General features: G+C 73.1%; 22 protein-coding genes. 14 read left to right on the top strand and 8 right to left on the bottom strand.

Annotated elements, in window-relative coordinates; all coding sequences use genetic code 11:
• Positions 1 to 151 precede the first annotated feature (151 nt).
• A complete protein-coding gene (locus HTZ82_RS19165) occupies positions 152 to 1,078 on the bottom strand; it encodes an SDR family oxidoreductase (RefSeq protein ID WP_175410645.1) in 927 nt (308 codons plus the stop codon).
• A 117-nt stretch (positions 1,079 to 1,195) separates the two neighbouring features.
• Between HTZ82_RS19165 and HTZ82_RS19170 the strand changes: the two genes are divergently transcribed.
• Positions 1,196 to 2,149: an AraC family transcriptional regulator gene (locus HTZ82_RS19170; RefSeq protein ID WP_175410646.1), complete on the top strand. Its 954-nt coding sequence runs from the start codon at positions 1,196 to 1,198 to the stop codon at positions 2,147 to 2,149.
• Positions 2,150 to 2,484: 335 nt separating this feature from the next.
• Here the strand turns inward: HTZ82_RS19170 and HTZ82_RS19175 are convergent, their stop codons facing one another.
• Positions 2,485 to 3,264 (bottom strand): GntR family transcriptional regulator, encoded by a 780-nt coding sequence (locus HTZ82_RS19175; RefSeq protein WP_175410647.1) that lies wholly within the window; start codon positions 3,262 to 3,264, stop codon positions 2,485 to 2,487.
• A 60-nt stretch (positions 3,265 to 3,324) separates the two neighbouring features.
• On the opposite strand from HTZ82_RS19175, the gene HTZ82_RS19180 reads away from it, so the two are divergent.
• The 6 genes from HTZ82_RS19180 (at position 3,325) to glgP (ending at position 12,656) form a co-directional block, all read left to right on the top strand.
• Complete coding sequence (locus HTZ82_RS19180; protein ID WP_254711959.1) at positions 3,325 to 3,750, top strand: NUDIX hydrolase; 426 nt, start codon at positions 3,325 to 3,327, stop codon at positions 3,748 to 3,750.
• Positions 3,751 to 4,250: 500 nt separating this feature from the next.
• Positions 4,251 to 5,696, top strand: a complete 1,446-nt coding sequence (locus tag HTZ82_RS19185) for a 4-hydroxyphenylacetate 3-hydroxylase family protein (protein WP_217624327.1) — start codon at positions 4,251 to 4,253, stop codon at positions 5,694 to 5,696.
• Positions 5,693 to 7,120, top strand: coding sequence for an MFS transporter (locus HTZ82_RS19190; RefSeq protein ID WP_175410649.1), 1,428 nt, complete (start codon positions 5,693 to 5,695; stop codon positions 7,118 to 7,120). The genes HTZ82_RS19185 and HTZ82_RS19190 overlap by 4 nt, the downstream gene beginning before the upstream one ends.
• Positions 7,121 to 7,242: 122 nt before the next feature.
• Positions 7,243 to 8,367: a monodechloroaminopyrrolnitrin synthase PrnB family protein gene (locus tag HTZ82_RS19195; RefSeq protein ID WP_175410650.1), complete on the top strand. Its 1,125-nt coding sequence runs from the start codon at positions 7,243 to 7,245 to the stop codon at positions 8,365 to 8,367.
• Between the two features lie 12 nt (positions 8,368 to 8,379).
• A complete protein-coding gene (locus HTZ82_RS19200; protein ID WP_175410651.1) occupies positions 8,380 to 9,834 on the top strand; it encodes an FAD-dependent monooxygenase in 1,455 nt (484 codons plus the stop codon).
• 158 nt (positions 9,835 to 9,992) lie between these two features.
• The gene (glgP, locus tag HTZ82_RS19205) at positions 9,993 to 12,656 is read left to right on the top strand and encodes an alpha-glucan family phosphorylase (RefSeq protein WP_175410652.1); all 2,664 of its coding nucleotides are present in this window, start codon (positions 9,993 to 9,995) and stop codon (positions 12,654 to 12,656) included.
• Positions 12,657 to 12,925: 269 nt separating this feature from the next.
• Here the strand turns inward: glgP and HTZ82_RS19210 are convergent, their stop codons facing one another.
• Positions 12,926 to 14,965, bottom strand: a complete 2,040-nt coding sequence (locus tag HTZ82_RS19210; protein ID WP_175410653.1) for a M4 family metallopeptidase — start codon at positions 14,963 to 14,965, stop codon at positions 12,926 to 12,928.
• 275 nt (positions 14,966 to 15,240) lie between these two features.
• Here HTZ82_RS19210 and HTZ82_RS19215 point away from each other — a divergent pair, with 275 nt between their 5' ends.
• Both HTZ82_RS19215 and HTZ82_RS19220 read left to right on the top strand, forming a co-directional pair.
• Entirely contained in the window at positions 15,241 to 15,600 is a 360-nt protein-coding gene (locus tag HTZ82_RS19215; protein ID WP_175410654.1) for a hypothetical protein, read from the top strand.
• Positions 15,601 to 15,958: 358 nt separating this feature from the next.
• Positions 15,959 to 16,243 carry a hypothetical protein gene (locus tag HTZ82_RS19220; RefSeq protein ID WP_175410655.1) on the top strand — a complete coding sequence of 95 codons (285 nt, stop codon included), beginning with the start codon at positions 15,959 to 15,961 and terminating at the stop codon, positions 16,241 to 16,243.
• Between the two features lie 61 nt (positions 16,244 to 16,304).
• Here HTZ82_RS19220 and HTZ82_RS32390 read toward each other — a convergent pair whose 3' ends face one another.
• Positions 16,305 to 16,436, bottom strand: a complete 132-nt coding sequence (locus tag HTZ82_RS32390; protein ID WP_309235564.1) for a DUF397 domain-containing protein — start codon at positions 16,434 to 16,436, stop codon at positions 16,305 to 16,307.
• Complete coding sequence (locus HTZ82_RS19225) at positions 16,399 to 17,322, bottom strand: helix-turn-helix transcriptional regulator (protein ID WP_309235565.1); 924 nt, start codon at positions 17,320 to 17,322, stop codon at positions 16,399 to 16,401. The genes HTZ82_RS32390 and HTZ82_RS19225 overlap by 38 nt, the downstream gene beginning before the upstream one ends.
• A 137-nt stretch (positions 17,323 to 17,459) precedes the next feature.
• Here HTZ82_RS19225 and HTZ82_RS19230 point away from each other — a divergent pair, with 137 nt between their 5' ends.
• From HTZ82_RS19230 to HTZ82_RS19250, 5 genes are all read left to right on the top strand, one after another.
• Positions 17,460 to 17,825, top strand: a complete 366-nt coding sequence (locus HTZ82_RS19230; protein WP_175410656.1) for a hypothetical protein — start codon at positions 17,460 to 17,462, stop codon at positions 17,823 to 17,825.
• Positions 17,826 to 17,835: 10 nt separating this feature from the next.
• Positions 17,836 to 18,171: a YnfA family protein gene (locus HTZ82_RS19235; protein WP_175410657.1), complete on the top strand. Its 336-nt coding sequence runs from the start codon at positions 17,836 to 17,838 to the stop codon at positions 18,169 to 18,171.
• 92 nt (positions 18,172 to 18,263) lie between these two features.
• Entirely contained in the window at positions 18,264 to 18,683 is a 420-nt protein-coding gene (locus tag HTZ82_RS19240; protein WP_175410658.1) for a hypothetical protein, read from the top strand.
• A 31-nt stretch (positions 18,684 to 18,714) separates the two neighbouring features.
• Complete coding sequence (locus tag HTZ82_RS19245) at positions 18,715 to 19,059, top strand: DUF6247 family protein (protein ID WP_175410659.1); 345 nt, start codon at positions 18,715 to 18,717, stop codon at positions 19,057 to 19,059.
• Positions 19,056 to 19,379 (top strand): hypothetical protein, encoded by a 324-nt coding sequence (locus HTZ82_RS19250; protein WP_175410660.1) that lies wholly within the window; start codon positions 19,056 to 19,058, stop codon positions 19,377 to 19,379. Before HTZ82_RS19245 ends, HTZ82_RS19250 begins: the two co-directional genes overlap by 4 nt.
• Positions 19,380 to 19,443: 64 nt before the next feature.
• On the opposite strand, the gene HTZ82_RS19255 is transcribed toward HTZ82_RS19250, so the two are convergent.
• From HTZ82_RS19255 to glgX, 3 genes are all read right to left on the bottom strand, one after another.
• Positions 19,444 to 21,420 (bottom strand): ABC transporter ATP-binding protein, encoded by a 1,977-nt coding sequence (locus tag HTZ82_RS19255; RefSeq protein WP_175410661.1) that lies wholly within the window; start codon positions 21,418 to 21,420, stop codon positions 19,444 to 19,446.
• Positions 21,417 to 23,318: an ABC transporter ATP-binding protein gene (locus HTZ82_RS19260; RefSeq protein WP_175410662.1), complete on the bottom strand. Its 1,902-nt coding sequence runs from the start codon at positions 23,316 to 23,318 to the stop codon at positions 21,417 to 21,419. Before HTZ82_RS19260 ends, HTZ82_RS19255 begins: the two co-directional genes overlap by 4 nt.
• Before the next feature lie 123 nt (positions 23,319 to 23,441).
• Positions 23,442 to 25,595, bottom strand: a complete 2,154-nt coding sequence (gene glgX, locus HTZ82_RS19265; RefSeq protein ID WP_309235566.1) for a glycogen debranching protein GlgX — start codon at positions 25,593 to 25,595, stop codon at positions 23,442 to 23,444.
• Positions 25,596 to 25,913 lie beyond the last annotated feature (318 nt).

The following is a 25,913-nucleotide window of genomic DNA, read 5'->3' on the forward strand; positions in this document are numbered from 1 at the left end:
GTCTCCCCTGCTCGAGCGAAGCCGAGAGCTTGGGGAAGGAGCCATCGCGACTGACGACAACGCCGCAGGGGGCCCCTGCTCGAGCGGAGCCGAGAGCTTGGGGGAGTGCGTGCCAGACCCCGCGGCCCAGGCATGATCCGCCGGACACGACCTAGCCGGCCGGCGCCGCCTCCTCCGCCCACACCTGCCAGGGGCGACGCGTCACCCAGTCCTCGACGGGCCCGGGGCTCAGCGGCAGCAGCCGGGCCGCCGTACCGTCGTCCCCGGCCATCAGCAGCGGATCGTCGCCCGTCGCCATGTAGTGGTAGATCCCCGCGACACCGGCGGCGGCATCGGCGCCCAGCACCCGCGCGAGGCCCTGCTCGAACGCCCCCGGATCGAGCGGCAGATACCGTACGGAACGCCCCAGACCGCGCGCGAACGACTCGGCCAGCTCGTCGCCGGTCAGGGTGCGGGCGCCGCCGATGTCGAGGGCGCGGCCCTCGATCCCGTCGGTGGTGAGCGCCGCGTACACCGCCTCCGCCAGGTCGTCGTGGGACAGCCACGCCACGGGCGTGTGCGCGGGCAGCGGGTAGGACAGCACGCCCTCGTTGACCAGCGCCGGGCCGTTCCAGGGGCTGAACAGGTTGTCGAGGTAGACGGGCGGGCGCACGACGACCAGCGGGACGCCGCTCTCGCGCAGCAGGTCCTCGGCGAGGCGGCGCGTCTCGAACGCCGCGACGTCCGTGGCGCGGCCGGGCACGCGGGTGTTGGCGTTGTACACGAGCCGGCGGATCCCGGCGTCGCGGGCGGCGTTGGCGATGTTGCGGGCGTACGTCGTGACGCGCTTCTCGTCGTACACGAGCGGCATGGTGACGGCGGCGTGCGTGGCGCCCTCGAACAGGGCGCGCACGTCCTCGGCGCGGCCCAGGTCGCCGGACGCGCAGGCGACGCCCGGGAGCGGCGGGCGGTCCCCTTCGGGGCGGCGGGTCAGCGTCCGCACCCGGTGGTTCCGCTCGGCCAGGAGACGGGCGACGGCGCCACCCTGGAAACCGGTCGCTCCCACGACGGCGACGCGCATCGGAATGTGATCGGACATATGCCTGAAGGGCCCTTCGATAGGGTGTCTCTGCTGCCTGGACGGCACCTTTCAGGCTGGCGGCGGCGACTTTGGCCGATCAATTAACAAACCGGGGCGGGGGTTGAAGGATCGTCCATGGACACCATGCGGAACGACGGGGACGACCTCCTGAGCGAGCTGCTGAAGCCGCTGCGGCTCACCGGGGTGTTCGACAGCCGCTGGCATGTACGGGCCCCGTGGGCCATCGAGGGCGACGCCGAGCAGAGCTGCGCGGTCCTCCACTACGTCGTCGAGGGAAGCTGCTGGATCACCGGAGCCGACCAGCCGCCGCAGCTCCTGCACGCCGGTGACCTGGCCGTGTTCCCGACGGGCGTGGCGCACCGGCTCGCGGACCGGCCGGACCGGCAGGGCGTTCCGCTCAAGGCGGTGCTCCCGGAACGGCAGCCGGGCACGTCCGGCGAGATCACGATCGGCGGCGACGGGCCCGAGAGCCGGCTGCTGTGCGCGGGCCTCCACTACGACGCGAGCGCGGCGACGGGGCTGTACCAGGCCCTGCCCTGGGCGCTGGTCCTGGACCGCTCCCAGGTCGACAAGGAGCCCCTCCTCCGCGACACCCTCCGCCTCCTGGCGTCCCCTGACCGCCCGACGGGCCCGGGCGACCGCCTGATCCACCTGCGGGCCTTCGAGATGGCCCTGGTCCTGGCACTGCGCCCGCTGTTGCGCGACCTGACGGAGAACCCGTCCGTCCTCCCCGTGCTCCGCCACCCCGCGATCAGCCGCGCGATGGTCATGATCGCGACACGTTTCGCGGAGCCGTGGACCATCGAGTCACTCGCCCGCGAGGTCGGCATGTCCCGCTCGGCGTTCACGGCGGCGTTCCGCGAACTCGTCGGCGAGGCCCCCGCCCGCCACCTCACGGGCCGCCGCATGCAGGAGGCCGCCCGCCTGCTGTGCGAGACGTCCCTGCCCCAGTCGGCGGTCCCCCAACGCGTCGGCTACCAGAGCGCGGTCGGCTTCCACCTGGCGTTCCGCAAGTGGTTCGGCAAGACCCCGGGCGAATACCGCTCCCACGCGGCCAGCGCGGCGTAGGGGAGCCCGAGCCGTGTGTGCTCATCGGCAGCGGAGTCGTCTGCCACGGCTGTCGGCCACGCGCAGCACCTCGTCCAGGTGATCGGCCAGATGCTCCACGAGCCTGCGCAGGTCGCTGCGGGAGGCGGGACGGCGGCAGGCGGCGGGCGCGCGCGAGCGTGTGCGCCGCGTGGCCGAGCTGGATGGACTCGACGCCGTCGGCGTATCGGGAGACCGGCCCGCCGTCGTCGTCGGTGATCAGGATGCAGGTCTTGCCGTCGGGCCCGGACGAGGGGAGCAGACGCACCTCGGTGCCGGGTTCCAGTGGTTCCGCCACCGGTGGAGTTGAGGGAGCGTCAGTCAGCGGCGGGGATGCGGTACTGGAAGATGAACTGGTCAGCGGCCATGAGCGTTTCGCATACCTCCACCACGTGCCCTGTCGTCGTCACCGCGTTGCGCAGCAGGTGTACGACCGGTGCGCCTGGACTGAGCGCCAGCTCAGATGCTTCCGCCTTGGCTGCGGACCGGGCTTGAAGGGTCTCGACGAACTCGACGAAGGTGTGCCCGTGCTCCTCCAGTCGGGCATAGATGCCGCCGGGGCCGGGGTTCTCCGCGAAGAGTTCCGGGATGTCCTTGACCACCTGCCAGGGCAGATACGAGGTAGCCGTCTCGACCGGGGTGCCGTTGCGGAAGTAGAGGCGGCGCCGGGCGAGGACCTTGGTGCCGACCGCTACGTCGAGCCGCCCGGCGATGTCCTCGGGGGCTTCCGCGGGGCCGATGTAGAGGACGCTCACCTTTGCCGTGGCCCCGGCCTCCTCGGATTCGGCGAGGTACGCGGCCTTGCCGCCTCGCCGGTGCGCCGCACGGAACCGGTCCGATGAGCGCAATCGCACGGGCGGCCGGTCCTTCACCATCGAGCCCTTGCCGTGCCGGGTCGCCACCAGTCCGCTGGCCCGGACCTCCACCATGGCCTTGCGGATCGTTCCGGCGGAGACGCTGTAGCGGTCCACCAGCACGGACTCGCTGGGCACCATGTCTCCGGGCTTCAGGACGCCCGCGCGGATCTGCTGAAGAATCTCGTCCGCGATCTGCAGGTACCGAGGTACGGCCTTGCCACCTCCTACGCCTGTTCCCATGCTCCTCCTCTTCCTCCTAGAGTCCTGTACATGAGTACGGGTTTTCAGCATCACAAGTCAATGCCGCTGCACTCCGTATCCGTCGCTGGGGCGGTGGTCCGGGACGACGGCAGACTGCTGGTGATCCGGCGCGCCGACAACGGCGCATGGGAACTACCGGGCGGGGTCCTCGAACTGGCGGAGACTCCGGAGGAGGGCGTCGTCCGCGAGGTCCGGGAGGAGACCGGCATCCACGTCGAGGTCGATGAGCTCACCGGCGTTTACAAGAACGTGGCCCGCGGCATCGTGGCGCTGGTCTTCCGCTGCAAGACTTCGGGCGGCACCGAGCGGATCTCCAGTGAGTCGACGGCCGTCGACTGGCTCACGCCGGAGGAGGTGGTCGAGCGCATGTCGGAGGTCTACGCGATCAGGCTCCTGGACGCCATCGACGGCCAAGGCCCCCATGTCCGAAGCCACGACGGAATCCGCCTCGTCACCACAAGCTGAGCCGGCCCTCGGAGGGCGCATCGCTCGCCGCTTCCCGGCCGCCTCGTGGCCGAGGTGCCTTGGAGCGGGGCGCCTGGGGCCGGGGTCGCCACCTGTGAGGTGGGGGCGGGTGGGCGGGACAGAGGGGCGGCGCCCGCCAGGGGTGACCGCGAGGGCGGCAGGTTGGGCGGGGGCACCACCGGCCCGGTGGGGGCGGGTGGGGGGACCTGGGCGGGGCTCATCAGGGGTGCCCGCTGGGCGGGCGCGGGGGCCCGGGGTCGCCACTGGTAGGTGGGGGCGCGTGGGTGGGAGACGTGGGCGGTGCCCGCTAGGGGGTCCCCGAGGGCGGCGGGGGGCTCGGTGGCTGGCGTGGTGTGAGGGGCTGGGGGCGTTGCATTCCAGCCGGTGTGGCCGGGAGACGACTGGCCGGTTCTTAAGGACCGCTGGACGGTCGTTCATTGCCGCAACCGGTCGGTTACGGACAGGCTCTGGTCCGGTACAGCCGTTCCGCCAGAGGAGACATGGTGACCAGGTCCGGTCAGGATTACTTGCAGTCGCTGCGCGACGGCCGCGGGATATGGCTCGACGGGGAGCGGGTCGAGGACGTCACCCTCCACCCCGCGTTCCGCAGCACCGCCGCGTCCCTCGGGCACCTGTACGACCTGGCGTACGACTCCCCGCACAGCCCCGTCCTCACCCGCGACGGCGTACACCGCGCGTACCAGGTCCCCCGCTCGTACGAGGACCTCGTCGCGCGGCGCGAGGCGTACAAGGTGTGGGCGGAGGCCGGGTTCGGGTTCCTGGGGCGGACGCCCGACTGCATGGCGAGCGCCGCCGCCGGTTTCGCCGCCGCGCCCGGCGTCCTCGCCACCGGCGCGTACGACGGCTCGACGCCCGCGCTCGCCCTGCACCGGCGGCTCGCCGAGCACGATCTGTACGCCGCTTTCACGCTGACCAACCCGCCCGCGGCCGCGCAGGACGCGGACGACGAGCGGGTGCTGCGGGTCGTCGCCGAGAAGGACGGCGGGATCGTCGTGCGCGGCGCCAAGATGATCGGCACCGCCGCCGTCTTCGCCGACGAACTGATCGTCGGCACGATCGAGCCGCTCGCACCCGAGCACACCGAGCGGGCCGTCACCTTCTCCGTGCCCGTCGCGACGCCCGGCCTCAGGCTGCTGTCGCGCGCCTCGTACGAAGGGCGCGCCCGCAGCGTCTTCGACAACCCGCTGTCCTCGCGGTTCGACGAGAACGACGCCCTCCTCGTCTGCGACGACGTGTTCGTGCCGTGGGAGAACGTCCTCACGTACCGGGACGTCGACACCACCTTCCGGCTGTGGTGGCACACCCCGGCGTTCCTCAACTTCGTCCACCAGGGCGCCACCCGCTTCTGGACCAAGATGGAGTTCCTCACCGGCATCGCCCTGCTCCTCGCCAAGTCCAACGGCACCCACCAGCTGCCGGCCGTCACCCAAGCGATCGGGCGGCTCCTCGGACGCGTCGCGCAGGCCAAGGCGTTCGTGCTGGCCGCCGAGGCCTCGTACGAGGAGGTCGACGGCGGCCGGGGCGGTGTCGCGCCCGGCAAGGACATCTCGTACGCGCAGCGCATCATGGCCGGCGAGCTCTACCCGCAGGCCCTGCAGGAGATCAAGCTGCTCGCCGGCGGCGGTCTCATCCAGCTGCCCGCGTCCGGGCAGGACCTGCTGCACCCGGAGCTCGGCCCGCTGCTGCGCCGCTACCTCGGCACGTCCGGCAGCCCCGCCGACGAGCGCGTCAAGCTGCTGAAGCTCGCCTGGGACGCGCTCGGCTCCGAGTTCGCCGGGCGGCACGAGCAGTACGAGCGCTTCTACCACGGCGCCCCGCACGTCTATCTGACGCAGCAGGCCTGGGAGGGCGACAGCGCGAGCTGCGAGGAGCTCGCCCGGGCCTGCCTCGACGGGTACGACCTCACGACGGGGCCGTCCCTGTGAGCACCCTCGCCCGCCCCGGGCCGCCGGACAGCCCGGCACCCGCGCGGCGGGGCGCGCTCGCGCTGCTCGCCTCCACCCAGCTTCTGCTGATCATGGACACGGCGATCGTCAACGTCGCCCTCCACTCGATCGGCGACGACCTCGGCGCCGGCTCCGCCGGACTCTCCTGGATCGCCAACGCCTACCTCATCGCCTTCGGCGGGCTGCTCCTCCTCGCGGGCCGCGCCGCCGATCTCCTCGGCCACCGGCGGCTGTTCACCGCCGGGCTCGGCCTCCTCGGTGCCGCCTCCGCCGCCGGGGCACTCGCCCCGTCGTCCGCCGTGCTCGTCGCGGCCCGCGCCGCCCAGGGCGTCGGCGCGGCACTGGCCGCGGCCGCCGCGTTCGCGCTGCTGCTGCTCCTCTTCCCCGACGGGCCCGGACGGCACCGCGCCCTCGGCGTGTTCGCCGCCATGGGCGGGCTCGGCGGGGTGCTGGGCACCGTACTCGGCGGGGTCCTCACCGACCTGCTCGGCTGGCGCTCCACGTTCTGGCTCAACGTCGCCCTCGCCCTGCTCCTGGCCCTGCTCGCCCTGCGGCTCCTCGACGGCGCCACCCGCCGCGCCGAACCGGGGTTCGACGTGGCCGGCGCGCTCACCGCCACCGGCGGCCTCGGCCTCGTCGCGTACGCCCTCGTCGACCGCAGCGTCGCCGCCGGGGCGGCCGGGCTCGTGCTGCTGGCCGCGTTCGCCGTCGTGGAGACACGCACCGCCCGGCCCCTCGTGCCGCCGGCCGTCCTGAAGCGCCCGGCGCTGCGCCTCGCCAACGGGCTGAGCGCGCTCGCCCAGATGGCGCTGTTCCCCATGTTCTTCCTGGTCAGCCTGTACCTGCAGAGCGTGCTCGGCCACCCGCCGCTCATCGGCGGGCTCGGGCTGCTGCCGCTTTCGCTGGTCGTCGTCGCCACCGCCCCGCAGACCGGGCGGCTCATCGCGCGGCTCGGCCTCACCAGGACCATGACGCTCGGCTTCGTCCTGCTGTGCGGCGGCACGGCGTGGCTGGCCCTCGCGCTCTCGCCCGACGGCACGTTCCTCACGACGGTCCTCGCGCCCAGCCTCGTCCTGGGCGTCGCCCTGCCCCTGGTCATGGTCACCACGAACGTGGCCGCCACGGCCGGGGCCGCGCCCGGCGAGACCGGACTCGCCTCCGGACTGGTCAACACCAGCCAGCAGTTCGGCTCCGTCCTGGGCCTCGCCGTCCTCGTGGCCGTCTCCACCGCCGTCACCGGCCCGGCGGTGACCCCACTCGCCCAGACCTCAGGCTTCCGTGCGGCGCTGCTCGTCGGCGCCGCCTTCGCGGCGGCGGCCGCCCTGCTCTCCGTACGGCTGCGCCTCCCTGCCCTGCTTCCGGCGGCAACCCCGCGCCAGGACCGGGTGGGCGACGCGCGCTGACCACCCGGACGGCCCTGCGGGCGCCCGGCGGACGACCGCCGGGCCGCCCTACGGGGGGAGCCGTCCGCGGCAGCGGCCACCGCGCCACACCTCATCCACACTTGCCCGAGAGGGGCCCTGCGTTGACCCTGTACGACCTTGTCGAGCCCGGACTCGTCGTCGGCTGCGCCGAACCGCGCTACCGGATATCCGAGATACGCGACGCCGACCCGCTCGGCGCCGACGCCCTGCTCGCCGCCATACCCGGCATGAACCGGACGGCCGACGTGCCCGCCCTGACCGTCGCCCTGCGCGCCCTCGTGCCCGACGCCGAGCAGGTCGCCCGGTGGGGCGTCGTCGAGGCGCTCGCCGCGATGCGCGACCTCGGGCTGCTGCTCGGCTCCCTCAAACGCCACGGCACCGAACCCGTCGCCGCCGTGCCCGAGGTGCTGCCCGTCCTGGAGGAGCTGGGCCGCCGCACCGACATGGTGCCCCGCGACACCGTGCACCACTACACGACCTGGAACCCGCTGGGCCGGCGCCGCCGCACGTACACGGCCACCGAGATGGAGTGCCACCTCCAGGACGCCGTACGCATGGTGTTCCCCAGCCTCGTCGCCGCGCTCGACACCTGCGCCGAAGTCGCCCGCCGCGAACCGTACGACCCCGGCTTCTCCCTCGCCCTGGACCGCACCGCACAGCACGTCCAGGCGATGGTCGACTCGATCGACTTCACCGTCGCCAACGTCACGCCCGAGTTCTTCGCCCGCACCCTGCGCCCCTACTTCGAGGAGATCGACGTCGCCGGCCGCGACTACCTCGGCCCCGCCGCCGCCCAGGTACCGCTCTGGCTGGTCGACCTGACGCTGTGGCAGAGCGACCGCTCCGACGCACGGTACGACGCGTTCCTCGACGAGTCGGTCCCGTACAGCCTGCCGAGCTGGCGGGCCTTCCACGCGGCGCACCGGGGCGGCATCTCCGCCGTGAGCAAGCTGGCGGCCGCGGTGAGCTGGGAGACCGCCCACCGGCTGCCCCCGCAGCTCACCGCGTCCGCCCTGTCCCTCGCCCGGGTGCTGCGCCTCCTGAAGACCTTCCGCGCCCGCCACCTCGGCATCGCCCGCAAGGCCTACAGCGACGACCTGCGCCTGTACGAGGCGGGCAGCGGCGGCGCCCCGGTCGCGCTGCTGCGCGCGGTCCTCGACCTGACGCGGGACAACGAGACCCTGGTCCGCCAGGGCGTCTCCGTGCCCCGTACGACAGTGGCCTGAGGGGACGGCCACATGACCGAGGACACCGGCACCCGCCCGAAGACCCCGCCGACCGGCACGGCCCCGACCGTCGCCCCAGCCGTCGCCCCGGCCCCGACCGTCGCCCCAGCCGTGGTCCCGCCCACCGACACCGCCTCCGCCGCCTCCGCCGCCTCCGCCGCCGGGCCCGACATCCTCGTCGCCGGTGGCGGCATCGCCGGGCTCACCGCCGCGCTCGCCCTGCACGCCGCCGGGTTCGGGCGGGTCACCGTCGTCGAGGCCGCGCCCGAGATCCAGCCCGTGGGCGCCGGGCTGAACCTGATGCCCAACGCCGTACGCGAACTCGACGCGCTCGGCCTCCTCGACCACCTGGAGACCGACGCCGTACGCACCCGGGAGCTGCGCTACTACCACCGCTCGGGCGGCCTCATCGCCCGCGAGGAACGCGGCCTGCGCGCCGGCTACCGCTGGCCGCAGCTCTCCGTGCACCGCGCCCACCTCCAGCGCGTACTCGCCGACGCCGTCCGCGCACGCCTCGGCCCCGGCGCCCTGGTCACGGGCGTCCGCGTCACCGGCGTCGACCAGCCCACCGGGCCCGGGTGCCGCGACGCCCGACCCCGCGTCCGTATCGAGCACCGCTGCGGCGGCACCCGCAGCAGCGCCGCCCTCGAACCCGACGTCCTCGTCGGCGCCGACGGCATCCGCTCCGCCGTACGCGCCGCCCTCCACCCCGACGAGGGCGAACCCCCCTGGAACGGCATGCTCGTCTGGCGCGGCGTGTCCCGCATGGACGCCCGGCACACCGGGTCGTTCATGTTCATCGCGGGCGACGACCGCCGCAAGGCCGTCGTCTACCCGATGACCGAGCCGTCCCTGCGCCGCCCCGACGTCCTCGTCAACTGGGCGCTCGCCATGCCCGCCGACGCCGTCGACGAACGGTTCATCGGCGACTGGAACCGGCCCGTCCCGCTGAGCCGCTTCCTGCACCACTACGAAGGCTGGGAGTTCGGCGGGGTCAGCGTCCCGGAGGTGCTGCGCGCGGCCGACGGCGCGTACGAATACCCCATGGTGGACCGCGACCCGCTGCCCCGCTGGACGTACGGCCGCACCACCCTCATCGGCGACGCCGCCCACGCCATGTACCCCATCGGCTCCAACGGCGCCACCCAGTCGATCGTCGACGCCCGCGCCCTCGCCCACGCCCTGGCCGGCCACGCCGACCCGGGCGAGGCCCTCACCGCGTACGAGGCGGAGCGCCGCCCCGCCATGACCGAGCTCCAGGCCGCCAACCGGCGCCTCGGGCCCGAAGTCGTCATCAACCTCGCCCACCAGCGGGCCCCCGGCGGCTTCACCGACATCGACGAGGTCATCCCGCCCGACGAGCGCCGCGCCATCGCCGCCCGCTACGCCGCGACCGGCGCGTTCGACCCGGGCACGGTGAACCAGGGATCCCCGTACGACGTCGAACGGGTCCGCGCCCTCCCCTGAGCGCGGTCCGCGCGCTCCCCTGAGTGCGCCCCCGGTGCCACGCGCGCCGTGCGCCATGGCCGCGCGCGGCGCCGTGGCACTACCGTCGGAGCAGGACGGCGGACGCATACCGTGGTGCGTCCGCCACTGTACGTATCTCCCCTGCGAAGGTGGAACACGTGAAGGCCATCCGTCGATTCACCGTCCGCCCCGTCCTGCCCGACCCCCTCCAACCCCTCAGCGACCTCGCGCGCAACCTGCGCTGGTCCTGGCACGCCGAGACCCGTGAGCTGTTCCAGGCCGTCGACCCCGAGGGGTGGCGCACGGCCGGGGGCGACCCCGTGCGGCTCCTCGGCTCCGTCTCCGCCGCGCGGCTCGGCGAGCTCGCCAAGGACCGCCGCTTCCTGCGCCGCCTGACCGCGGCCGCCGACGACCTGGACGACTACCTGCGCGGCCGCCGCTGGTACCAGAACCAGGATCAGAACCAGCACCAGGGCGGGTCCGCCGAAGCGGGTACCGGACTGCCCGCCGCCATCGCCTACTTCTCGCCCGAGTTCGGCATCACCGCCGCCCTGCCCCAGTACTCCGGCGGCCTCGGCATCCTCGCCGGCGACCACCTCAAGGCCGCCTCCGACCTGGGCGTCCCGCTCATCGGCGTGGGACTGCTCTACCGCCACGGCTACTTCCGCCAGTCCCTGTCCCGCGACGGCTGGCAGCAGGAGCACTACCCGCTCCTCGACCCCAACGAGCTGCCGCTCACCCTGCTGCGCCGCGGCGACGGCAGCCCCGTACGGATCTCCCTCGCCCTGCCCGGCGGCCGCGCCCTGCACGCCCACGTCCGCGTCGCCCAGGTCGGCCGCGTCCCGCTGCTCCTCCTCGACTCGGACGTCGAGGAGAACGGCCCCGGCGAACGCGACGTCACCGACCGGCTGTACGGCGGCGGCAGCGAGCACCGGCTGCTCCAGGAGATGCTCCTGGGGATAGGAGGTGTGCGGGCCGTCCGGGCGTACTGCGCCCTCACCGGCCACCCCGACCCGGAGGTGTTCCACACCAACGAGGGCCACGCCGGGTTCCTCGGCCTGGAACGCATCAGCGAGCTGGCCGGCCAGGGCGTCGACTTCGACGCCGCACTCGAAGCCGTACGCGCCGGTACGGTCTTCACGACCCACACCCCCGTCCCCGCCGGCATCGACCGCTTCGACCGCGACCTCGTCGCCCGCCACTTCGGCCCGTCCGCCGAACTGCCCTCCGTCGACGTCGGCCGCATCCTCCAGCTCGGCCGCGAGACATACCCCGGCGGCGAGCCGGGCCTCTTCAACATGGCCGTCATGGGCCTGCGCCTCGCCCAGCGCGCCAACGGCGTGTCCACGCTGCACGGCGCCGTCAGCCGCTCCATGTTCGCCGGGCTGTGGCCGGGCTTCGACGCCGACGAGGTGCCGATCACCTCCATCACCAACGGCGTCCACGCCCCCACCTGGGTGGCGCCCGAGGTGTTCCGGCTCGGCGCCCGCCAGATCGGCGACCGGCGCGCCGAGGACGCCCTCAGCGTCGGCGGCTCCGAGCGCTGGGACGCCGTCGCCGGCATCGACGACACGGCCGTCTGGGAGTGCCGCCGCGAACTGCGCGAACAGCTCGTCACGGAGGTGCGCACCCGGCTGCGCGCCTCCTGGCGGGAGCGCGGCGCCGGCGCGGCCGAACTGGGCTGGATCGACGGGGTACTCGACCCGGACATCCTCACCATCGGCTTCGCGCGCCGCGTCCCCTCGTACAAGCGGCTCACGCTGATGCTCCGCGACCGCGACCGGCTGCGCGAGCTGCTGCTGCACCCGGAGCGGCCGGTGCAGATCGTCGTCGCGGGCAAGGCCCACCCGGCGGACGACGGCGGCAAGCGGCTGGTGCGGGAGATGGTTCGGTTCGCGGACGACCCGCGCGTACGCCACCGCATCGTCTTCCTGCCCGACTACGGCATGGCCATGGCGCAGAAGCTGTACCCCGGCTGCGACGTGTGGCTGAACAACCCGCTGCGCCCCCTGGAGGCCTGCGGCACCAGCGGCATGAAGGCCGCGCTCAACGGCTGCCTCAATCTGTCCGTACGGGACGGCTGGTGGGACGAGTGGTACGACCCGGACTTCGGCTGGGCGATCCCGACGGCCGACGGCCCGACGACGGACGAGGACCGGCGCGACGAGCTGGAGGCGAACGCGCTGTACGAGCTGATCGAGCAGCGCGTCGCGCCGCGCTTCTACGACCGGGGCGCCAACGGGCTGCCGGAGCGGTGGATCGAGATGGTCCGCCGCACGATCACTTCCCTCGGCCCGAAGGTGGTCGCGGGGCGGATGGTCCGCGAGTACGTGGAGCGCCTCTACGCCCCGGCGGCGCTCGCGCACCGCGCCCTGGACCTGGACGCGGCGCGGGAGCTGGCCGGGTGGAAGACGAGGGTCCGCACGGCCTGGCCGGGCGTCGCGGTGGACCACGTGGAGGTCGACGAGGCCAGTGACGTGGCCGAACTGGGCTCCACTCTCGCCCTGCGGGTCCGGGTCACGCTCGGCGACCTGACGCCGGACGACGTGGAGGTCCAGGCGGTCGCGGGCCGGGTGAACACCCACGACTCCCTGACCGACGCCCGTACGTTCCCGCTGAAGCCGGCGGGCGGCGGCAGCGGCCCGGACCAGCAGGGCCGCTGGGTGTACGAGGGCCCGCTGAGCCTGGACCGCACGGGCCCGTTCGGCTACACGGTCCGCGTCCTGCCCGCGCACCGCCTCCTCGCGGCGGGCGCGGACCTCGGCCTGGTGGCCCTGCCGACGGAGACGGCGGGTGAGCGGGCGGGCGTCCTGCTGCGCTGAGGCGCCCCGACGCGGTGCGGCTCGTCGCCCTCTCCCCACGCGGAGGGCGACGCGCCGCGCACCAGCCTCCCGCCCGTCCCGGCACCCGGACATCGCCCGGGGGCGGGAGGCGCCTAGCCCGTCCGGCGGAGAGGTCACCCGCCGGATACCGTCCCCGCGAACGACCGACCGCCCGGGGGAGAACCCCCGGGCGGTCGCGTGCTGTGTGCTGTCTGTCGGGCCGTGCCGAGTCCCGTAAACCCGCCTCCGTGCTTACGGGCGTTTCCCGTTTACGGGAAGGTCAGCTTGACGCTGTTGATGTAGCCGGTGTCGTAGCGGGCCGTGTCCTGGACGCGGAGCTGCCAGGTGCCGTTGGCGGTCTCGCTGGACGCGTCGACGGTGTAGGTCTCCTGGACGTTGTCGGCGGAGTCGCTGCCGCTGGCGTTCTTCAGGCGGTAGGCGCTGCCGTCGGGGGCGATGAGGTCGATGACGAGGTCACCGCGCCAGGTGTGGACGATGTCGACGCCGACCTTGAGGGTCGAGGGCGCGTTGCCGGTGACGCCGGTGACGGCGACGGGCGAGGACGCGGTGCCCAGGTCGGGGATGTTCACGTCCGTACCGTTCTCGAACACCGTACCGCCGGGCTCCCCGGGGTCGCCGGGGCGGGAGCCGACGTTGACGCCGGCCCAGGCGTGCTCGACGGCCTTCACCTCGGCGCTGTCCGCGCCGTACAGCTCGGCGGCGACGGCGACCGTGCCGGCGCGGGCGCCCGCGTAGTTGGTGGTGCTGGTGAACTTGGTGGTGAGCGCCTTGAACCAGATCAGCGAGGCCTTGTCGCGGCCGATGCCGGTGACGGGCAGCCCGTCGGAGGTCGGCGAGTCGTAGCTGACGCCGTTGATGGTCTTGGCGCCGCTGCCCTCGGACAGCAGGTAGTACCAGTGGTTCGCGGGCCCGGACGAGTAGTGGACGTCGATGCCGCCGATGCCGGAGTACCAGTAGTCCTTGGAGTTGCCGTCCTTGCTCGGCTTGTCCATGTAGCGCAGCGGGGTGCCGTTGCCGCGGATGTCGATCTTCTCGCCGACGAGGTAGTCGCCCACGTCCTTGGAGTTGTTGGCGTAGAACTCCACGGCGGCGGCGAAGATGTCGGAGGTCGCCTCGTTGAGGCCGCCGGACTCGCCGCTGTAGCGCAGGCCGGCGGTGTTGGACGTGAGCCCGTGGGTCATCTCGTGGGCGGCCACGTCGATGGAGGTCAGCGGCTTGGCGTTGTTGGCGCCGTCGCCGTAGGTCATGCAGAAGCAGCTGTCGGACCAGAAGGCGTTGACGTAGTTGTTGCCGTAGTGGACGCGCGAGTAGGGCGCGACGCCGTCACCGCGTACACCGCTGCGGCCGTGGACGTTCTTGTAGTAGTCCCAGGTGAGGGCGGCGCCGTAGTGGGCGTCGGCGCCGGCGGTCTCCATGTTCTGGGGGGTGCCGTCGCCCCAGATGTCGTCGGAGCCGGAGAAGAGGGTGCCGGTGCCGGAGGTGCCGCGGTTGAGGTTGTACGTGCGGTGGTTGCCGCGCGCGGAGTCGGTGAGCGTGTACGAGGAGCCCGACTGGCTGGTCCCGAGGGAGACCTGGCCGGAGTACTGGGTGTTGCCCGTGCCGTTGTGGACGGCCTGCCACTCGTACAGCTTGGCGCCGGTGCGGGCGTCGGTGACGACGTGCAGCTCGTTGGGCGTGCCGTCGTGCTGGAGTCCGCCGACGACGGTCTCGTACGCGAGGACGGGCTTGCCGTCCGCTATCCACACGACCTTGCGGGGCGCGCGCTCGGCCTTGGTGGCCTTGGAGCCCTCGGCCTTGGCGGCGGTGAGCGCCTGCTTCTCGGCGGCGGCGGGCGCGAGCCGCGCGCCGGTGTCGACGCTCTTCAGCTCCGCGCGGGACGCCTTGGCGACGCTCCGGGTCGCGCCGGCCTTCGCCTCGGTGACGACGAGGTCGCCGCCGAGCACCGGCAGGCCCGCGTAGGTCCGCTCGTAGCGGGTGTGCGTGGTGCCGTCCCGGTCCTGGGCGACGTCGCGGACGACGAGCTTCTCCTGGGCGCCGAGCCCGAGTTCCTTCGCGGTCTCCGCCTTGGACGCGTCGGCCGCGCGGATGAGCGCGGCGCGCTGGGCGGGGGACAGGTCGGCGGGCAGCGCTCCGGGGTCGGCCTGACCGGCGGCCTGGGCGCGGGGGGCGGCGGTTCCCCAGCTTCCGCTGGCCGTGGCGGCCCCGGACTGGACACTCACGGCGAGCATGGCGGCTGCGGCGACGAGAGCACCGGTGGCGGTCGCGCGACGGGTTGGCGTGGATCTCACGCGGACTCCTTTTGCGAGGGGGGTACCGAGGGCTGGGTGTGCCCCCGGGCGGTGCAAACAGAGCTGGCGGAGCAACGTGCGCAGAACGGGGGAAGAGTGGCACCGGACACAGCCGCCTGTCAGGACCGCGTCAAAAACTTGGCCAGAATTCGTCCGTTGCCTGAAATGCCATGTCCGTTAACCGGACATCAACCACCCGTTACCCGGCACCGCAGCTCGCCCCGCCCCCCGATAACCCGGTGCCTGCCCCGGGTGCACCCGGGTACGTTGCGGGTGTGACCAGCACGAACGCCGCACCCACCACGACCCTTTGGCGCCCCACCGGCCCCGAGGAGCTGGAGCTCGTCCGCGCGCTGGACTGGCGGGCATGGCCGCCCCGCTTGCCGGAGCAGCCGATCTTCTACCCGGTCCTCAACGAGGACTACGCCATCCGCATAGCCCGCGACTGGAACGTGAAGCACGACGGCGCGGGCTACGTGACCCGCTTCGAGATCGACACGGCCTTCGTCGCCCGGTATCCGGTGCGGCAGGCCGGCGGTGAGACGATCCTCGAACTGTGGGTCCCGGCGGAGGAGCTGGACGCGTTCAACGCCCATATCGCCGGCCGTATCGAGGTCACCCACACGTTCCCCTGACGGGCGCCGCCGTCGGCCGAGGCGGCGTGCGGCCGCCCGCCGCGCGGAAGATCGCCGCACCGTCTGTGCGGGCACTCCCCTCTGTCATAATTACAGCCTTTCCGCGGTGTATGTGAGGGCGAGGATGGAATGCCGGAACTTCCCGAGGCGTTCAGGTGCCTGGCGACGGCCCAGAAACCAGCGAAAGGGGTCTCGGCCTACACCCGGTTCGTCAATCGTCCGGCCGGCCGCGTGCTGGCCGCCGTGGCCTATCGGAACGGATTCACGCCGAATCAGGTGACCGTACTCAGTGCCCTGTTCACCTTCCCGGCGCTCCTCGCCGTCGCGCTGCTGCCGCCCGGGCCCGTGATGGCCGTCTGTGTGTTCGCGGCCCTGGTGCGTCTACGACAACGAGAACCCTCCGCCCGAGGGTCACCTGCTCGACTTCTCGTTCAGTGAGGGCAGCACGTTCGACGCCGACGCCGTCCTCGTCAAGGGCGGGCCGAACACGAACCTCTACGACTACAGGCCGCTGGGCGGCATCGCGGCCGACGAGGAGCTCCACGCCCCGCTCAACCCGGAGAACGACCAGCTCTACGACATCAGCCACATCTCGTTCTGCCTCGGCGAGGCCGACTACGTGCCTCCGAACAACGGGGCGTAACCGCACCGTGGAAGCGTGAAGTGGAGGCCCGGGACGCCCCGGGCCTCCACTTGTGAGCCTCTCAGCCCGGGAGGTCCCCGGCCTGCACGGCCCCTACGAAGGACGCCCACGCGTCACGCCCGAAGGCGACGACGGGGCCGTCGGGGGCCTTGCTGTCACGGACGGGGACGAGACCGGGGATAGCGGGGGCCACCTCGATGCAGTCGCCCCCGTCGTCCCCGCTGTAGCTGCTCTTGATCCAGTCCATTGCGGCCGTACCCCTTCATTACGTCTCTGATCAGAGCCGCTGATCCCTGACCGGACAGGACGTCGGCCCTGAGCACATCATAGGCACGGCTGTGGCGGGCGTAGAGGGCCGGATCGTCTTGGAAATGGCCCCTGTTGAGAGACTCCGAGTACACGCAGTCCGGCTCGCCCGGCAGCGTGATGAGGGACATCGACGTCTTGGGTCGGGCTCCGGGGCGGTCGGCGGGAGCGATCTGGACCCTGACGTTGGGCCGCTCACCGACCTCCAGCAGGTGCGCGCACTGGCGGCGCATGACGTCGGGGCTCCCCACGAGGTTCCGCAGGCAGGCCTCCTCCAGCACGGCGATGAGGAGCGGGCCGCCGGGAGCGAGGAAGCGAGTCTGTCGGCTCAGCCGGGCCCTGACGCGTTCTTCGACCTCCTCTGGGTCTGGGATACGCAGAGAGAACAGCGACCACATGTACTCCTCGGTCTGCAACAGGCCGGGAATCCGGTGCGTTTCGTACAGCCGGATCGCGTCCGCCCTCGCGTCCATGTCGGCACGTCGCTTGAACCAGTCCGGGTGCTCGACGTCGGGGTACCAGTCGACCTTCGCCCAGATGTGGGGCAGCACCCCGCCGGTCCCGAGAAGTTGGTCGCACTTCTCCGCGAACGTGTCCTGCGGCACCCGCGTGCCCGCCTCCACGCGCGCGACTTGCGAGCGGTCGCACGGGATCTGGCGGGCGAGTGCCGCCTGCGTGAGGCCGGCTGCCTCGCGGTAGTGCTTCAGGACCTCCCCGAACAGCGCCGCCGTGGTGATCGGAGCCGTTTCTTCTCGCGCGTTGCGTTGGGCCACCGTGTCCCCCTCCGTGACAGTCGATCAGTGTCACGCGCTCAGCATTGAGATACGTCGCTGCGATCAGCAACGCTTGCTCCACCCACGGTAATTACGCGCTCCCGGTCGCGGGAGTGGCCGCCACGTACGGAGCAGCGATGGGACAACAGCTCGAATCGGGAACTCTTGTCTACGACCCGGAGGTCGGCCGGGTGGGGGAGTACCGGGCCGCCACCGGCCCGTACGCGCTGCTGCGGCCGCTGGGCGGTGGCCGGGAGTGGGAGGCCGATCCGGCGCGCATCCGCCCGGCGACGCCGACCGAGCGGCTCAGCGCCGGGGTGCGGGCGGCGAACGGGCGGACGGTCGTCAACGACCCGGACCGGCCGCCGTCCCCGGTGCTGGGCTGCCTGGCGTGCCTGGAACTGGCCTCGCTGCGGGCGGACGCCCGTATCCGGCACGACGCCAGCGCGGCGACCGACGCGAACGTACTGCTCCGCCGCCACCTGTCCGCGGAGCACGAGTAAAGTCCCCGCCATGTCCGTCGCCCGTTCCGCCGCCCTGTTCGCCGTCGCCGCCCTGTTCGAGATCGGTGGCGCCTGGCTGGTGTGGCAGGGCATGCGCGAGGACCGGGGGTGGATCTGGGCGGGCGCGGGCGTTCTGGCCCTGGGGGCGTACGGGTTCGTCGCCACGTTCCAGTCCGACCCGCACTTCGGGCGGATCCTCGCGGCATACGGCGGGGTCTTCGTGGCCGGTTCGCTGGTGTGGGGCGTGGTCATGGACGGGTTCCGGCCGGACCGCTGGGACGTGACGGGCGCGCTGGTCTGCCTGGCCGGGGTCGCCGTCATCATGTACGCGCCGCGCGGCCACTGATGGAGCTGGTACCCCGTCCCCGCTGACGTACCGATCCGATCAGTAGTACCGTTCTGGTCGGTATAACCGTAGCGTCGTGACAGGAGACCGCCATGCCGGCAGTCGGAGAGACCGAGAGGGCCCCCAACGTCGCCAAGTCCGTATGGGACGCGGCCGGGGAGCGGGCGAGGAGCGAAGGGCTGCCCCTTATCTGGATCATGAGCCGCAGCCTCACGGAGTACGCCGCTGGAACCCTCCCCCTGCCCCGCACCGTCACGCGCGCCGAGGCGGGCAACAGGCGCGGCCGGAGCGTTTTCGCCATGGATGCCGTGTGGAACGCGGCGGACACTCGGCGCCGGGCGGACAACGTGCGGTCCATGTCGGCCCTCTGCGAGATCCTGCTCGACGCCTACGCCCGGCAGGAGATCCATCCGTACGCCCGCATGGTCACCACCGCCCAGCGTGATGCGCTTGCCCCGGAACGCGCGTCGGGCAGCCCCGAGGGCGCCACGCCCGCGTCCGTAGCCGCCTGACCCGCGACCGCCCCGAAAGGACCGCTCAGCCATGACCACTGCCACTGCCGGATCGGGGGCCGTCCCCCCCATGCCCGAACGCAGCCCCAAGGCACTGCGCGCGGCCATCGCCCAGCACGCGCCGAAACTCCTCGTCGACTTCGACCGGCACTGGCGCCGTGACATCGCCGACGCGTACGACCTCGCTCCCGTCCCCGCGTTCATGGCCCGGTGGTGGGGTGAGTACGCCCTCGCCCGTAACCCTCAGCTCGAAGCCGAGGTCCACCGCTTGGAGGACGAAGCCGCCCGCGCGTCCGACTATGCCCGCGCGAAGGCCCTCATCGAAGAGGCGGGCCGCATCCGCCGCGCGGCAGCGAAGGCGGAACCCGGCCAGTGACCAGCGAGTTCATGGGACCGCCCTGGCAAGCCGACTGGACCAAGGAGGCCGAGGAGGCCCGCAACGCCCTCCCCGGGGCGGCCCGCGCCCTGGTCGACGCCGCCCGAGCCGAACTCGTCACCGCGAGCGACCCCTATTTCAGAGGCATCGACGCTGACCGGGACCTGCCGTCCGGAATGGCCGTCGAACCCGTCCAGTCCACCCGCCCCGGCGGCGAGCACGTCATCTACTTCGATCACGGGCGCGGATGGCTCAGGTACCACTTCGTACTCCGCACCGCCGATCCCCAGATCGTGATCGACGAGTGCTTCTGGCAGTAGGCTCAGGCCCCGCACGTGCAGTCGCGGCCGACCGGGACCGGTCGTGGGCCCAGGCCCGGTGGAGTCAGCCCGCCAGGCTCTCACGCCACGCCCGGTGCAGGCCCGCGAAGCGGCCCTCGCCCGTGATGAGTTCGGACGGCGGGCCGTCCTCCACGATCCGGCCGCCCTCCATCACCAGCACCCGGTCCGCGATCTCCACCGTCGACAGCCGGTGCGCGATCACCACCGCCGTACGGCCGTGCAGCACCGTGTCCATCGCGCGCTGCACCGCACGCTCGCCCGGGATGTCCAGCGAGCTCGTCGCCTCGTCCAGGATCAGCACCCCCGGGTCCGCGAGCAGCGCCCGCGCGAACGCGACGAGCTGGCGCTGGCCCGCCGAGATACGGCCGCCCCGCTTCCGCACGTCCGTGTCGTAGCCGTCCGGCAGCGCCGCGATGAAGTCGTGCGCGCCGATCACCTTCGCCGCGTGCTCGATCTCCTCACGCGTCGCGCCCGGGCGGCCGATCGCGATGTTCTCCGCGACCGTCCCCGAGAACAGGAACGCCTCCTGCGTCACCATCACCACACCGCGCCGCAGCTCAGGCACCGGCAGCTCCCGCAGGTCGACGCCGTCGAGGAGGATCCGGCCCTCGGTCGGGTCGTAGAAGCGGGCCAGCAGCTTCGCGAGCGTCGACTTGCCGGCGCCCGTCGAACCGACCACCGCCACCGTCTGGCCCGCCGGGACCCTCAGACCGAACCGCGGCAGCACCTCGCCGCCCGTGCGGTACGCGAACCGGACATCCTCGAACACGACCTCGCGCCCCGGCGCGCCCTCCGGGCGTGCGGGCAGCTCCCGCGCCACGCCCGGCGCGGGCTCCGGCACCGTCGGGCTCTGGGCCAGCAGCCCGGCGATCTTCTCCAGGGAGGCCGCCGCCGACTCGTACGCGTTGAGGAACATCGCCAGCCGGTCGATCGGGTCGTACAGCCGCCGCACGTACAGCACCGCCGCCGCCAGCACACCCAGCGCCAGCGTGCCGTCCGCCACCCGGTACGCCCCCCACAGCACCATCCCGGCCACCGCCGTGTTCGCCACGAGGCGCGAGCCCATCACATAGCGGGCCATCTCCAGGATCGCGTCCCCGTTGCGCCGCATGTGGTGGTGGTTCAGCTCGTCGAACACCGCCTCGTTGGCACGCTCCCGCCGGAACGCCCGGACCGGCCGGATCCCGTTCATCGTCTCCGCGAACTTCACGATCACCGACGCGATGGCGGTGGAGCGCGCGCTGAACGCCACCGCCGCGCGGCGCCTGTACAGCCGTACGAGGAAGTACAGGGGGACGAAGGACGCCACGGCCACCGCGCCGATGCCGAGGTCCAGCCACAGCAGGAGCAGCCCGATGCAGACGAACGACAGGAACACGTTGACCAGTTCCTGGAGGCCCTCGCTCAGAAGCTGCCGCAGCGACTCCACGTCCGTCGTCGACCGCGAGATGATCCTGCCGGACGTGTACCGCTCGTGGAAGTCCACGCTGAGCGCCTGCGCGTGCCGGAAGATCCTGCCCCGCAGGTCCAGCAGCACGTCCTGGTTGACCCGCGCCGACGCCCGGATGAAGCCGTACTGGAACAGCCCGGCCCCCACCGCGCACAGCGCGTACCCGCCCGCCACCGCGGCCACCGGCCCGTGGTCGCCCTGGCGCAGCGCCGGTACGGCACGGTCGATGGCGTACGCGACGAGCAGCGGCCCCGCCTGGACGGCCGCCTGCTGGAGCAACAGCAGCAGCGCCGCCAGGGCCACCCACGCCCGCCGGGGCGCCAGCAGCGACCGCAGCAGCGCCCCCGTCGCACCCTTCGGCGCGGGCAACGCGTCCCGGTCGAAGGGGTCGTCGGCGGATGAGTCGTCGGCGGAGGGGGCGTGGTCGGACACGTCAGTGTCGGACGCGTCCTCGTCGGGCCGGTTCCGCCGGCCGTCCAGGGCTTCGCCGGGCGGACCGGGCGCCTGCCGGTCCGCCCGCTCGCGCTCCCCTTCGCCCTCCTGCTCCGGTTCCCGGACCTGCGTCGTCATCGCTCCCCGTCCCGTCGTGCCTCGGCCGCCGCGCCCGACATCAGCCAGGCGTACTCCGCACTCGTCCGCAGCAGCTCGTGGTGCGTGCCCACCGCCGCGATCCTGCCCTCCGACAGCAGCGCGACCCGGTCGGCCAGGAGCACCGTCGACGGGCGGTGCGCCACCACGAGCGCCGTCGTGTCGCGCAGCACCTCCCGCAGCGCCGCCTCCACCAGCGCCTCCGTGTGGACGTCCAGCGCCGACAGCGGATCGTCCAGGACCAGGAACCGGGGCCGCCCCACCACCGCGCGGGCCAGCGCGAGCCGCTGCCGCTGGCCGCCCGACAGGCTCAGGCCCTGCTCGCCCACCTGCGTGCCCGCGCCGCCCGGCAGGTCCGCCACGAACCCGGCCTGCGCCACGTCCAGCGCGCGGCGCAGCTCCGGGTCGCCCGCGTCCGGCGCGGCGCCCATGAGGACGTTCTCGCGGACGCTCGCCGAGAAAAGCGTCGGCTCCTCGAAGGCCACCGCCACCAGGGACCGCAGCCGCTCCCTGGGCATGGCCGTGATGTCCTCGCCGTCCAGCAGGATGCGCCCGGCCGTCAGCTCGTGCAGCCGCGGCACCAGGGCCGTGAGCGTGGTCTTGCCGGAGCCGGTCGCGCCCACCAGTGCCAGCGTCTCGCCCGGCCGTACGCGCAGATCGACACCGCGCAGCACCGGCGGGGCGTCCGCCGGCGCGTCCGGGTAGCGGAACGACACGTTCTCGAAGACCACCCCGCCCCGGGACCCGGCGGCGGAAGCGGGTACGGCAGCGGAAGCGGGTGCCGCGGCGGGCCGCCCCGGCTCCTCCTCGGCCTCGTCCATCACCTCGAAGTACCGCTCCGTCGCCGTCGCCGCCTCCTGGCTCATCGCCAGCAGGAACCCGATCGACTCCACCGGCCACCGCAGCGCCAGCGCCGTCGAGAGGAACGCCACCAGCGTGCCCGCCGACAGCGTGCCGTCCGCCACCTGCAGCGTCCCCAGCACCAGCGCCGCGCCGACCGCCAGCTCCGGCACGATCGTGATGAACGCCCAGACGGACGCCAGCAGCCGCGCCTTGCGCAGCTCCGTACCGCGCAGCCGCCCGGCCGTCAGCGCGAACGCCCGCGCCTGGCTGCGGTGCCGCCCGAAGCCCTTGACGACCCGGATGCCGAGCACGCTCTCCTCGACCACCGTCGTCAGATCGCCGACCTGGTCCTGCGCCCGCCGCGCCACCTTCGAATACCTCGTCTCGAACACCGAGCAGCCCACGATCAGCGGCACCACCGGCACCAGCAGCACCAGCCCCAGCGTCCAGTCCTGCGCCAGCAGCACCACGAAACCCGCCAGCACCGTCACCGCGTTGACGAACAGGAACGTCAGCGGGAACACGATGAACATGCGCAGCAGCGACAGGTCCGTCGTCGCCCGGGACAGCAGCTGCCCCGACGCCCACCGGTCGTGGAACGCCACCGGCAGCCGCTGCAGCCGCCGGTACAGGTCCCCGCGCAGCGCGGCCTCCACCCCCGTGGAAGGCCGCGCCACGAGCCAGCGCCGCAGCCCGAACAGCACCGCCTCCGCGACACCGAGGCCCAGCACCGCCAGCGCGCCCAGCCACACCCCGCCCGGGTCGCGCTCGGCGACCGGGCCGTCCACCATCCACTTCAGGACCAGCGGAATGACCAGGCTCAGGCACGACGCCACGACCGCGACGAACGCCGCCGTGAAGTACCGCGCGCGCATGGGCCGCAGATACGGCCACAGGCGCAGCAGCGACCGCACGACGGAGCGCTTCACAGGGGCCGGGGCCGGGTCCGGGGCCGAGGCAGGGGCTGGGGGCGGGGGCGGCGTCGGGGGCGGGGTCGGATCCTTGTCAGGCGCGGGGTCTTCCGGTAGCGGCAGCATCAGTGGCGAGCCTACGGTTCGCCACTGACAACGCTCATGTGCTTTTACGCCGACCGGTCACGCACCCCGCCGGCGACCATCCGGCGCCCCGTCGCGCGCCCCGTCGCGCGCCGTACGCGCCGGTCAGCCGTTCGGCCGAACCCGCCACAGCAGCGCCGACCGCCCCGTCACCGGCACCCGCTCGCCGCCCCGGCACACCACGCCCGGCGCCTCCTCCTGCTCCTCCCGCGCGGTGTCCACCAGCAGCTCGTACGCCTCCGCCCACGGCGGCCCCGGCAGCCGCTGCTCCACATCCTCGTGGCCCGCGTGCAGCACCACCAGGAAGCTGTCGTCCGTGACCGGCTCGCCCCGCGCGTCCCGCCCCGGGATGTCCCGCCCCGACAGGTAGAACGCGATCGTCGCCGTCGGCGCGTACCAGTCGCCCTCCGTCATCTCGGCGCCGTCCGCCGTGAACCACGCCAGGTCCCGCAGCCCGTCCGCGCCCTGCGGCCGGCCCGAGAAGAACGCCTTCCGCCGCAGCACCGGGTGCGTGTGCCGCAGCCTCAGCAGCCGCCGGGTCAGGGCCAGCAGCTCCGCCGCCCACGGCTCGTCGCGCAGCGACCAGTCGACCCAGCCGATCTCGTTGTCCTGGCAGTACGCGTTGTTGTTGCCGCCCTGCGTACGGCCCATCTCGTCCCCGGCCACCAGCATGGGCACGCCCGTGGACAGCAGCAGCGTCGTCAGCACGTTCCGCATCTGACGGCGGCGCAGCGCGTTGACCGCCGCGTCGTCCGTCTCGCCCTCGGCGCCGCAGTTCCAGGACCGGTTGTCGTTCGTGCCGTCCCGGTTGTCCTCGCCGTTCGCCTCGTTGTGCTTCCGTTCGTACGACACGAGGTCGCGCAGCGTGAAGCCGTCGTGCGCCGTGACGAAGTTGACCGAGGCGTACGGGCGCCGCCCGCCCCACGCGTACAGGTCGCTCGACCCGGACAGCCGGTAGCCCAGGTCCCGTACGTCGGGCAGCGCGCCCCGCCAGAAGTCCCGTACGGCGTCCCGGTAGCGGTCGTTCCACTCGGTCCACAGCGGCGGGAACGCGCCCACCTGGTAGCCGCCGTTGCCGACGTCCCACGGTTCGGCGATCAGCTTCACGCGCCGCAGCACCGGGTCCTGGGCGATGACCGCCAGAAAGGGCGACAGCATGTCGACGTCGTGCATCGAACGGGCGAGCGCCGCCGCCAGGTCGAAGCGGAAGCCGTCGACGCCCATCTCGGTCACCCAGTAGCGCAGCGAGTCCGTGATGAGCCGCAGCACCTGCGGCTGCACGACGTGCAGGGTGTTGCCGCAGCCCGTGTAGTCGGCGTACCGGCGGGCGTCGGACTGGAGCCGGTAGTAGCCGCGGTTGTCGATGCCGCGCAGCGACAGCATCGGGCCCAGCTCGCTCGCCTCCGCCGTGTGGTTGTAGACCACGTCGAGGATCACCTCGATCCCGGCGGCGTGCAGCGCCCGCACCATCCGCTTGAACTCCCCGACCTGCTCCCCGCCCGTCCCCGACGCGCTGTACGCGGCGTGCGGCGCGAAGTAGCCGATGGAGTTGTAGCCCCAGTAGTTGCGCAGCCCGCGCCGCAGCAGATGGTCCTCGTGCGCGAACTGGTGTACAGGCAGCAGCTCGACGGCCGTCACCCCGAGCCGTACGAGGTGCTCGACCGCCGCCGGGTGCGCCAGCCCGGCGTACGTGCCGCGCAGCTCCTCCGGGACGCCCGGGTGCCGCCGCGTGAAGCCCTTCACGTGCAGTTCGTAGATGACCGAGTCGGCCCAGGGCGTCTTGGGCCTGCGGTCGTCCGCCCAGTCGTCGTCATCGTGGACGACCACACCCTTGGGGACGTACGGAGCGGAGTCCCGTTCGTCGCGGACGGTGTCGGCGACGTGCTGGTCGGGCCAGTCGCGTACGTGGCCGTACACCTCCGCCGGAAGGGTGAAGTCGCCGTCGACCGCGCGCGCGTACGGGTCCAGGAGCAGCTTCGCCGGGTTCCAGCGGGCGCCCGTCCACGGGTCCCAGCGGCCGTGCACCCGGTAGCCGTACCGCTGCCCGGGGCGGACGCCGGGCACGAAGCCGTGCCAGATCTCGTGCGTCAGTTCGGTCAGCGGGACGCGGGTCTCGGTGCCGTCCGGCGCGAACAGGCACACCTCGACGGCCTCGGCCCCGCCGGCCCACAGCGCGAAGTTCGTCCCCGCGACCCCGTCGGGCCCGGTACGGAACCGGGCCCCCAGCGGTGTGGGCGCCCCCGGCCACGCGGGCGGCACGGCCGGGTCGCCGCCCGGGACCCGCCGTAACCCGTTCGAGCCCGCGCGGCGGCGCCGGTCCGCGGAACCGGCGGCCTCCACACCCACCCCGAGGCCTCCAACCGGCACCTCGGACCCGCCCGGCACCTCGGACCCGCCCGGCACCTCGGACCCGCCCGGTGCCTCGGGCTCCGCCGGTGCCTCGGTCCCCGCCGGCGCCCCGGGCCCCGTCGGCGCCCCGGGCCCCGCCGGTGCACCAGGCCCGGGCGGTGCCTCGCTCCCCGGCCGTGCCTCCGGCTCCGCCGGTGCCTTGGCCTCCGCCGGTGCCTTGGGCCCCGG

Origin of the sequence: Streptomyces sp. TRM64462, assembly GCF_013362995.1 — a bacterium.
Classification (GTDB): domain Bacteria; phylum Actinomycetota; class Actinomycetes; order Streptomycetales; family Streptomycetaceae; genus Streptomyces.

Excerpts from the sequence above, each read along its gene's own strand:
- HTZ82_RS19245 (WP_175410659.1), top strand. The coding sequence starts at position 18,715 with ATGACCACTGCCACTGCCGGATCGGGGGCCGTCCCCCCCATGCCCGAA.
- HTZ82_RS19175 (WP_175410647.1), bottom strand. The coding sequence starts at position 3,264 with ATGGGAACAGGCGTAGGAGGTGGCAAGGCCGTACCTCGGTACCTGCAG.
- HTZ82_RS19240 (WP_175410658.1), top strand. The coding sequence starts at position 18,264 with ATGCCGGCAGTCGGAGAGACCGAGAGGGCCCCCAACGTCGCCAAGTCC.
- HTZ82_RS19165 (WP_175410645.1), bottom strand. The coding sequence starts at position 1,078 with ATGTCCGATCACATTCCGATGCGCGTCGCCGTCGTGGGAGCGACCGGT.
- HTZ82_RS19230 (WP_175410656.1), top strand. The coding sequence starts at position 17,460 with ATGGGACAACAGCTCGAATCGGGAACTCTTGTCTACGACCCGGAGGTC.
- HTZ82_RS19170 (WP_175410646.1), top strand. The coding sequence starts at position 1,196 with ATGGACACCATGCGGAACGACGGGGACGACCTCCTGAGCGAGCTGCTG.
- HTZ82_RS19235 (WP_175410657.1), top strand. The coding sequence starts at position 17,836 with ATGTCCGTCGCCCGTTCCGCCGCCCTGTTCGCCGTCGCCGCCCTGTTC.
- HTZ82_RS19255 (WP_175410661.1), bottom strand. The coding sequence starts at position 21,420 with ATGACGACGCAGGTCCGGGAACCGGAGCAGGAGGGCGAAGGGGAGCGC.
- HTZ82_RS19200 (WP_175410651.1), top strand. The coding sequence starts at position 8,380 with ATGACCGAGGACACCGGCACCCGCCCGAAGACCCCGCCGACCGGCACG.
- HTZ82_RS19260 (WP_175410662.1), bottom strand. The coding sequence starts at position 23,318 with ATGCTGCCGCTACCGGAAGACCCCGCGCCTGACAAGGATCCGACCCCG.
- HTZ82_RS19180 (WP_254711959.1), top strand. The coding sequence starts at position 3,325 with ATGCCGCTGCACTCCGTATCCGTCGCTGGGGCGGTGGTCCGGGACGAC.
- HTZ82_RS19185 (WP_217624327.1), top strand. The coding sequence starts at position 4,251 with ATGGTGACCAGGTCCGGTCAGGATTACTTGCAGTCGCTGCGCGACGGC.